General features: G+C 31.3%; 9 protein-coding genes. 7 read left to right on the top strand and 2 right to left on the bottom strand.

What is annotated here, in order from left to right; translation table 11 throughout:
• The first annotated feature begins 49 nt into the window (after window positions 1-49).
• Window positions 50-769, top strand: coding sequence for a hypothetical protein (locus tag V7183_RS02575; protein WP_335358605.1), 720 nt, complete (start codon window positions 50-52; stop codon window positions 767-769).
• A 146-nt stretch (window positions 770-915) separates the two neighbouring features.
• Here the strand turns inward: V7183_RS02575 and V7183_RS02570 are convergent, their stop codons facing one another.
• Both V7183_RS02570 and V7183_RS02565 read right to left on the bottom strand, forming a co-directional pair.
• The gene (locus V7183_RS02570; protein ID WP_335358604.1) at window positions 916-1,593 is read right to left on the bottom strand and encodes a hypothetical protein; all 678 of its coding nucleotides are present in this window, start codon (window positions 1,591-1,593) and stop codon (window positions 916-918) included.
• Between the two features lie 184 nt (window positions 1,594-1,777).
• The gene (locus V7183_RS02565) at window positions 1,778-1,945 is read right to left on the bottom strand and encodes a hypothetical protein (protein ID WP_335358603.1); all 168 of its coding nucleotides are present in this window, start codon (window positions 1,943-1,945) and stop codon (window positions 1,778-1,780) included.
• A gap of 167 nt (window positions 1,946-2,112) precedes the next feature.
• Here V7183_RS02565 and V7183_RS02560 point away from each other — a divergent pair, with 167 nt between their 5' ends.
• The 6 genes from V7183_RS02560 to V7183_RS02535 all read left to right on the top strand — a co-directional run bounded on the left by V7183_RS02560 (window position 2,113) and on the right by V7183_RS02535 (window position 7,267).
• On the top strand, window positions 2,113-2,547 hold the full coding sequence (locus tag V7183_RS02560) for a helix-turn-helix transcriptional regulator (protein WP_335358602.1): 435 nt from the start codon (window positions 2,113-2,115) through the stop codon (window positions 2,545-2,547).
• Window positions 2,548-2,678: 131 nt separating this feature from the next.
• The gene (locus V7183_RS02555) at window positions 2,679-2,879 is read left to right on the top strand and encodes a hypothetical protein (protein WP_335358601.1); all 201 of its coding nucleotides are present in this window, start codon (window positions 2,679-2,681) and stop codon (window positions 2,877-2,879) included.
• Between the two features lie 32 nt (window positions 2,880-2,911).
• Window positions 2,912-3,538, top strand: coding sequence for a hypothetical protein (locus V7183_RS02550; protein ID WP_335358600.1), 627 nt, complete (start codon window positions 2,912-2,914; stop codon window positions 3,536-3,538).
• Window positions 3,539-3,579: 41 nt separating this feature from the next.
• Window positions 3,580-4,635, top strand: coding sequence for a hypothetical protein (locus V7183_RS02545; RefSeq protein ID WP_335358599.1), 1,056 nt, complete (start codon window positions 3,580-3,582; stop codon window positions 4,633-4,635).
• 20 nt (window positions 4,636-4,655) lie between these two features.
• Window positions 4,656-6,953, top strand: coding sequence for an FtsK/SpoIIIE domain-containing protein (locus tag V7183_RS02540; RefSeq protein ID WP_335358598.1), 2,298 nt, complete (start codon window positions 4,656-4,658; stop codon window positions 6,951-6,953).
• Between the two features lie 32 nt (window positions 6,954-6,985).
• Window positions 6,986-7,267, top strand: coding sequence for a hypothetical protein (locus tag V7183_RS02535; RefSeq protein ID WP_335358597.1), 282 nt, complete (start codon window positions 6,986-6,988; stop codon window positions 7,265-7,267).
• Window positions 7,268-8,273: the final 1,006 nt, after the last annotated feature.

The following is an 8,273-nucleotide window of genomic DNA, read 5'->3' as shown; positions in this document are numbered from 1 at the left end:
GGAATTTATTAATTGAATTCAAATTATAACATTAAGGGAGGAATTTATAATGATGGGTGAAACTTTTAAAAATTTATTAATAAGTTTAGCTGGTTTAATAGTGGGGTTAAGTGCTATATATTTAATAATTAAATATAGCTTTAAATTAACAGTGGAAAAAGCTATACCTAATTTAATAGGTTACGTTAGCTTATACTTGCCAGGAGTTATTACATTTGGCTTAGTTGGATATTTTTCGAACTCATGGATTTTTGGAATTGTAATGGGTGTTATAGTTGAAGCAATTCGTTTCTATGGTTTTGGAAGAATATTGAATCAAATATCTTCTTCATTAAGAGAAATGAAAGTAAGATTAGCTATTGCAAAAGCAAATAAGAAAGCAAATGCTAAAAATAAACCTTTAGAGGTAATTGAAGTTAATACTGTTAACATAGAGACAGAGAACATAGTACAAGAACAACCAGCAATTGAATTGAAAAAAGAAACAGAGGAAATTACAAAAACAGAAGAGCTAGAAATTATTGATGATGCAGATGATGTAGAAGATTTAGAAGAGATGGAAGGACTAGAACGTGTTGCGGTACTTGAGCACATGGAAATGGTGGCCGAAACTAAAGGTGAGATGTTAGCGGTAAATGATTCTACAGTAAAACGTGAGCGTAAACAAGCAGAAAGTACACCAGATACGCAGGAAATTTATGAACAGCTGCAACTAGTTCTAGTTAGTGGAGATTCAAAAAAGAAAAATGCAGAAATTAGTTTTGATTAATAAAAAAGCTATCATCATGTGTAATGGTGATAGCTTTTTGCGTCTAGAAATGAGTCTCTAATTTTTTTGAAAAACTAAACTATTCCCTCCACTCTGTTTTTATTATGTTGGTTATGTATGGATTTCATATAAACTTAAACTATATTTTAATCTCTTTTTAAAAAGGTGAAATAATCTTTCACATTGACCATGTTTAATTTGAGAATTAGAGTAGATCTCCCAGTTTTTTTAAAGCCAATTGATAATAATTCATCTTCAATATTAGTTAGGTCAGACTTTGAAATTTGTGAAAGTTTAGTAGTTGTGGTTTTGAATATATCGTTCTTCGTAAGAACAAAATCAACATTGAAATAAAACATTAACTCATGTAATAATTGGCTAATTAGCTGAGATCTAATCTCTTTATTTATTGTGTATCCTTCATGGATATGTAATTTATGTAAGATGGCAATTCTTCCACTTATGCACGCCTTTTTATAGCTACTACCGTCTAAATACAAAACTGGATCAGACCAACTTAAATTAGGTCCATATAAATTTTTTGAGAACATATTTATGTCTGTTTTCTCACTAACTACCCACGTATCATTCAAAATATTCTGAAATTCATTAGAATGAGACTCTGCTGCTACATATAAATCTTCAATTTGCTCATCAAACATATATACGATGATGTTCCCTATCAAAGTAGGATTTTGCTCTTTCTTATCTGAATGAGTAAACTTTATAATATCGATACTAGTTTTCCAACTAATTAACGTACCAATATCATCATTTTTTTCTAATAAAATGTTCTGAAGTTTATACCCCCAACTACTCTGCATGTGTACCCCCTATATATTTATGTCTATTTCATAATAACAGAATAGAAAGAATAATATATGGCGAATTTTTCGACTTTTTCCGCGAGGTTGTTGATAAGTATCAGAAAGGGGAAATAGAAATTGAGTAGAATAAGTCACTTTATACTAGATAGATTTTTGGAGGTTTTTAGATAGTGTTTGAGGGTTAAATTAAAATATTATTGTCGTGTAGATGCTGGCATATTTCAATCACTTTTTCTCGTGGTAAACCTATTTCATTAAATATTCCTTCATCACATATTTCAAGTTTTTCTAGCCACTCAGGTGTTACACCGGTTTGAGATACCCAAATTCCTAAAAATTTAAAAGACATAAATATTACCACCTTTTTATTTATTTCTTTTCCCTGCATCAAATACTTCATCTAATAGTTCATCTACTTTGTCAGTATTATTTAATATTAAAATCACGCATATCACTTTCCTTTCGCTTATAACATGTAGTATTACGATTTCCGTAAAAGGAGGTTTTTATTCAAGTATGGATGAGAAAGAGATTAAATTTACGGTTTCAGAGGAAATATATGACCAGTTGATAGAGATGGTAGGATATCAGAACTTCAGAAAGAAATTTAATGCTGAAGAAAAAGTGGACCTAGAGATCTTAGTAAGAGGAATTATTTTAACGTTTTTAAAAAAGATTGAACAAGCTACAGAAATTGAAGAAATTAATGTAATCCATTTAAAGATGTTAGCTTCTGATACAGAGTATCCATTACGTAACCGATTGAAGAAATATCTTAAAAAAATTGGTATGAAGCAAACAGAATTAGCTGCTATAACTAATATAAAAAAGGGGAATATAAGCCTGATCGTAAATAATCATGTTCAGCCATCCCTGGAAGCATTTTTTAAAATTTGGGCTGCACTTCAATATCCACCTATTGAGGAACTATTCTATCGAGAAAAGGATTAGGGTAGTTTTTATTTTGTCCTTAAGTTTTAAATTTAAAACTTTTTGATTTAATTTTAAAAATAAATGTCATAAAACCAGGCACAGGTGTAATAAGTTTTACCAAATCCAGAAGAAAAAGGTGGCATGAAAATATGACTGGTATAGGATTTTTTATAATGACTGTATCGAAATTTGGAATTGCAGGAGCTGTTACAGTCGGTGTTACGAAAGCGATAGATTATTTTCATACCTTTGATAAAAAGAATAAGAAACATGCAAAGCCTAAACAATCAGCTTCACCAACTCATGATTATGAGGCAATCAGAAAGGAACTTAACGAAGAGAATGTTTAGTAGTTACTTATTTTTAAAAATGGGGTGTACTTATGTTAGAACATCAAAGAACTGATGCAGAGCAAGGACATCCATTTTCTGTCGAACAAATAGGAAACACATATAAAATAAAGTTTCATCACAATCAGTCCGAGTATCGAAATGTTGAAAAAAAGTTTAATGAGCAACTTAAGAAAGTCCCTTTTCATGTGAAAAATCTAAAAAGGGAAGTGATAAACAGCAAAAAGAAGAAAAAGTATCAATGGTTAGAAATGGCCAAAAGAAGTGTACCGATGTTAAGCAGTTTTCTCATGTACGCATCACCAGCTGCTGCTCAAACAGTATCAAAGACTGCCGAAGCAGTATTAATGCCGGCAGAAATGATTCAAATATTATTGGCTATATTAATGAGCTGTATTATCATAGCAATCGGAATTGCACTAGTAGGTTCCGTATTGGCAGGAGTCTGCCGCATGTTTCGAAAACACAAGTTTGCTCAGGAATGGAGCAACGATATTATTCGCGGGTTAATTCAAGTATTATTGATGCCACTCGGTATATTTTGCATCATTTTATTGTTCCACTCACTGTTTGGAAATCTAGAGTGGTATATAGATCCCACAAGGTACTTACCTACATTTCAAGAGGCTTTGGAAACCTTATTCCCTATGCAACCGTAGCTACATCTTTTCTGATGTTTCATGTGAAAGAAGCTTATGCTATGGAAAGTGCTGCTGAACCATGGGCACCATTAGAAGATAAATTTCAATTTAAGCTTCCTGTCAAATCAGAGGATCCTGCTCCATTTTCATTTATTCCAGGTAGTAATTATTTTGAAAGTGTTAGTACACTTTTGACAGATATTAAGTCAAAAGTGACAGGGATAACAAATGCGATTGATAGTATAGACTTGTTTATAAAAAATCTGCCTCAACACATTTATAATGGCAGTGTAATTTTGCTTAATGAAATTTTTGAATTAGTATCAAATGTCTTATTAAAGTTACCAGCATTTCTGTTTGAAACAACCATTATTAAAGATCAGACATTTGTATTTTTCACTATTTCACTTATATTAATCATGATTTTATGTACTATTAATTCGATAAAAATGATGCTTCGTAAAACACATACTCCTATACGGAAAATCCTTCATAGAATTCCTCTTGCCTTATTATTTACCGGTGCTGCTCCTACACTTTTTGCAAAAGGTTTCTCATTGTTGAATCTATGCTCTGATGCAATTACTGGTATTGGTATAAGTGAAATTAAAGCTGGTGAATTGGTGCTTAATGGATCCTTGAGTGTAGTCAATTTAGTTGCACTAATAGGTTTTGATTTCTTGCTTATTTCTACGCTAATTCCTGTTTTATTAAAAGCTGGACGGCGATGGTTTGATTTGATGTTACTTGTAATAAGTACTCCATTAGCACTATGTACATGGATATTTGATCAACATCGACATTGGTTTAACCTATGGTGGAAAAATGTTAAGCTGTTGTCTTTGATACAACTTATACATGCAACATTTATTACTTTTATGGCAATAGTTCTATTTGCAACAAGGGGACTTATAGAACCAAATATGATTTTATTAAAAATCTTATTTATAATTGGCGGTTTCTATAGGGTCGCGAATCCTCCAAGCTTTTTAAAAGGTTTCCAAGATAATGGAGATGATGTGTTTTCTATTGGGAAATCGTTAAAGAGCCATTTTACAAGAATTCCTTTAAAAGGAACTGTGATGAAGCTATGGAAAAAAGGAAAGAGAAAATAAATCAAATTGGGGGATTGATGATGTTTTTTAAACAATTCCGGGGTAGATTTACCTCTCAAGCAGATATCTTATTACCGACGATATATTCTATAAGTACTTTTGACGAAAACTCAGTTAAATATGTTTTAAACTGTGATGTGAATACAACAATTGGATTTGAGAAGATGATTCATAAAGATGGTTGTGATAATTATTTGTCTACACCAGTGGGGAATAACTTTGAGTTAGTTCAGGAGCGAATAGATAGTCATTATCTTATAGAAGTAATATGTGATATGGACTTATATTTAGTGTCTTTACAAAAAGGGAGTATATTTCCATTAAAGAATGAGAAAGGAAAAGGGGTTTTTCACAATATACAAGATGTACTGCAGGAGAATGAAAAAATATTTATACAATTTTTAACTAAGAAAGAGGATAGGGCGAAAGAAGACCTCATTGAACAATACATCGACTATTTATCTGGAATAACAAATCCTTCAGATACTGTATTTAAACGGAAGTTCCAAAAATATGTTCATCAACTATTCGAAAGTATGAACTATCCACTAAATAAGAATTCTCAGGTGAAGGATATAGAAACAAAAATAAAGGAGCCATTATATCAATACCAATTAATCATTGGGGTCAATGTTGAGGACGCTTCGAGAAAAGACTATTTGCAGCATACAATTGCTAATTCATTAGAGAAAATTACTTATTTTAATCGCCTACAGATGACTCAAATTGAAGAAAATGAAAATGTTATAGATAGTATAAAAAGCAGAAAGATTAATGTGAATCAAAATACACAGTATATAAGTGAGAGTGAAATTTTGTCTTTAGTGGTAGAGCAGGAGAGACAAGAAATTAAAAGAGATGTTATTGGAACGAATGAATGTATGATTATTGGCTCTGCAATTAATTCGGATACAAATACAGTGTACAGTTCCGACTTTATGGAAAAAGTGATTGAACTATTACCTTATACAAAAGAGGAACGTAATACGCGTTTAGAAGCAGATGAGAATACATTAAAGATTCTTAATGTGTTGAGAGAACAAAATATTGTAAAGGAATCGTGCGAAATTACCAAAATAGAAGAAGGATCTACAATTATGCATGTAACCCTTTCGATTCCTTCAAATGTTAAATTTAGAGATATTAAAAAGCATGTGGAGGATATACGGGTAGCTGTTGGTCTAGAGGATTTACAGTTATCATCTGCCTCAGAACTGAACTCAATTATGTTTAGTTTTCCAAAAGAGAAACGAAGTGTTGTTTACTTGCGAGATATCTTAAGCAGTTCCGAATTTTTAACATTTACAAAAGAGGCAAGATTACCTTTCATCATTGGTTTAGATGAACATGGAAAACCACTCTTTGAGGACTTAACAGATACTTTGCACATGTTAATAGCTGGGGCAACTGGAAGTGGAAAAACTTATTTTTTAATTGGAGTAATTTTGTCCTTATGTTTATTGAAAACGCCCTATGATTTGCATTTTTATATTATAGATCCAAAGCGTATTGATTTTAAGAAATTTAAGGATTTCCCTCATGTTCAAAAAATAGTTACTGAAGTTGAGGAGTCAACAGCAGTCTTAGCTGCCGTAACTGAAGAAATGGACCGGAGATATACTTTGATGGAGGAATACGATATAGATGATTTAATCGACTATAATGCTTTACCAGATGTTGAAAAGCTTCCGTATATCATTTGTATAGTGGATGAGTTTAGTGATTTAGTAATGCAAAACCCTGATGTGAAAGACTATATTGTACGAATAGGCCAAAAGGCTAGAGCGGCAGGTATTTATGTGATTTGTGGTACTCAAAGGCCAGAAGTTAAGGTAGTAGACGGATTAATAAAGGCAAATTTACCAACGAAAATTGCATTTAGTTGTGGCAGCTATCATGACTATAAAACGGTTTTTGGAAGCGCACCAGCCGTGAAATTACTTGGTAAAGGGGATGCTTTGCTAAAAAGTCCTGTAATGAGTGAAGAATACGTAAGATTTCAAAGTCCTGTTGTTGACTTAGCTAAAGGGAAAACAAAAGATATATTGCAAAGTATATGTGATTTGTTCCCTTATGAACGTCCAATCAATGGTTTAACCATAAAGCCATTGCCAACGCCATTTGAACGGGTAAAAAGTTATATTATGGCATCAGGGGATACGGTAGTGACACGTATAAAACAAGAAATGAAATTAGATGTAAATGTAGTTCGTAATATTATGGACCAGTTGGTTGAGGAGGGTTTACTAATAAAAACAGGAAAAGGTAGATTTAAACTACTAGATTTAATGGAAGAGAAAAATACGAAAATTCATTAATTATTCAAAGACAATTAAAGGGGGATTTTATTATGCATAGTTTTGTCTCTTTTACTTATAATGCTCCTGGTTGTTTCCGAAAAGAAAAAAAACATTTTGAGAATAACGTGTTGGCAGAGCGATTTGTTTATTCTTTAATCGCTCAATCGGTTTCAGCTCTTTCTAATTATGAGGTAGAAAAATATATGCAAAGTGAAGAAGAAGAATCTGCGAAGACAATGGAGTATTTTTTTGATACAGAAGAAGGTTATTATTTGGATCTATTAATTGAAACACCAATTCAAAAAAGAGAATTGAATAGATTACTAATATAACTCAGCTGTGCTGAGTTTTTATTTAATACAATGAGAATAATGCAAATTTAAAGGTGTCTTTAATTTGCTGAAGACACCTTTGTTCGAAAATTAATATTTATTATTAATATTAGTGGATGTTTATATTTAACTTTTTAATCTGAATCTTACCGTTACTGGAGTTAGCTTTATAGAAATCGAAAAATGCTCTATTATTTTCCTTACATTTATTTTTAATAATGTCTATGATTTCAATTTGGTGCTCTTTAGGAGTGTTCATACCGAAAATAATTGCTTCTAGGTCCTCAAATTTATATTTTAGTTTTCTGTTTTGGGGATTATCAAATGTATTTAAAGAACTATGTATTAGAAGCCTATATTCTCTTTCATTCTTCCAATCTGATGTTTTATTCAAATATGGGGTAAAGAATTTAGACCAATACTCTTCTCTCCATTTATTAATAACTCCGTTTTGTAAATAATTTGCTAATTCGCTTGTTTTACCATTTGAATCCGTATACCAATTTTTTAAGGATATAGGTAATGGTAGAACTCCCAGATTCCTAAAAAAATCAATCTTTTGGATCTGACTAGAATAGTTCATTTTTTCAAATGTATGTGGAATATAATCATAGGATGTTGATGAGCCCGAGAACCCGCTTATTTTTTCTAATTGTATAGCGATAAGTTGTTTTAAAGTAGAAATATTTTTGGAATTTGACTTAGGGTGTAAACCAAACTTAGTTTGAACATTAATGATTTCTTCTAATGCAATATAGTGTAATGTTTTTAGAAATACATATAGTTCATTTTGGTGAGTTTCTTCAGCTTTTTGTGATAGAAATTGTAAATGATCATTAATATATTCGTTATTTTAAATACGTGTGTAGATTTCGTTAATATGTGTTTCGAATACTTCACTATAGTTTTCCTTTCTGCTGAAAATTAGTATATCTTCATCTTTTAATTCCATATCTGGATCTAGTTTTGAAATTAATAATACATGTACTAGGCAGTTTATATATTG

The sequence above is a fragment of the Bacillus sp. JJ1127 genome (assembly GCF_036965845.1).
In the GTDB taxonomy this organism is placed as follows: domain Bacteria; phylum Bacillota; class Bacilli; order Bacillales; family Bacillaceae_G; genus Bacillus_A.
This window is presented reverse-complemented; position numbering and strand designations above follow the sequence as displayed.

Excerpts from the sequence above, each read along its gene's own strand:
- V7183_RS02545 (WP_335358599.1), top strand. The coding sequence starts at position 3,580 with ATGGAAAGTGCTGCTGAACCATGGGCACCATTAGAAGATAAATTTCAA.
- V7183_RS02570 (WP_335358604.1), bottom strand. The coding sequence starts at position 1,593 with ATGCAGAGTAGTTGGGGGTATAAACTTCAGAACATTTTATTAGAAAAA.
- V7183_RS02555 (WP_335358601.1), top strand. The coding sequence starts at position 2,679 with ATGACTGGTATAGGATTTTTTATAATGACTGTATCGAAATTTGGAATT.
- V7183_RS02550 (WP_335358600.1), top strand. The coding sequence starts at position 2,912 with ATGTTAGAACATCAAAGAACTGATGCAGAGCAAGGACATCCATTTTCT.
- V7183_RS02535 (WP_335358597.1), top strand. The coding sequence starts at position 6,986 with ATGCATAGTTTTGTCTCTTTTACTTATAATGCTCCTGGTTGTTTCCGA.
- V7183_RS02560 (WP_335358602.1), top strand. The coding sequence starts at position 2,113 with ATGGATGAGAAAGAGATTAAATTTACGGTTTCAGAGGAAATATATGAC.
- V7183_RS02565 (WP_335358603.1), bottom strand. The coding sequence starts at position 1,945 with ATGTCTTTTAAATTTTTAGGAATTTGGGTATCTCAAACCGGTGTAACA.
- V7183_RS02575 (WP_335358605.1), top strand. The coding sequence starts at position 50 with ATGATGGGTGAAACTTTTAAAAATTTATTAATAAGTTTAGCTGGTTTA.
- V7183_RS02540 (WP_335358598.1), top strand. The coding sequence starts at position 4,656 with ATGTTTTTTAAACAATTCCGGGGTAGATTTACCTCTCAAGCAGATATC.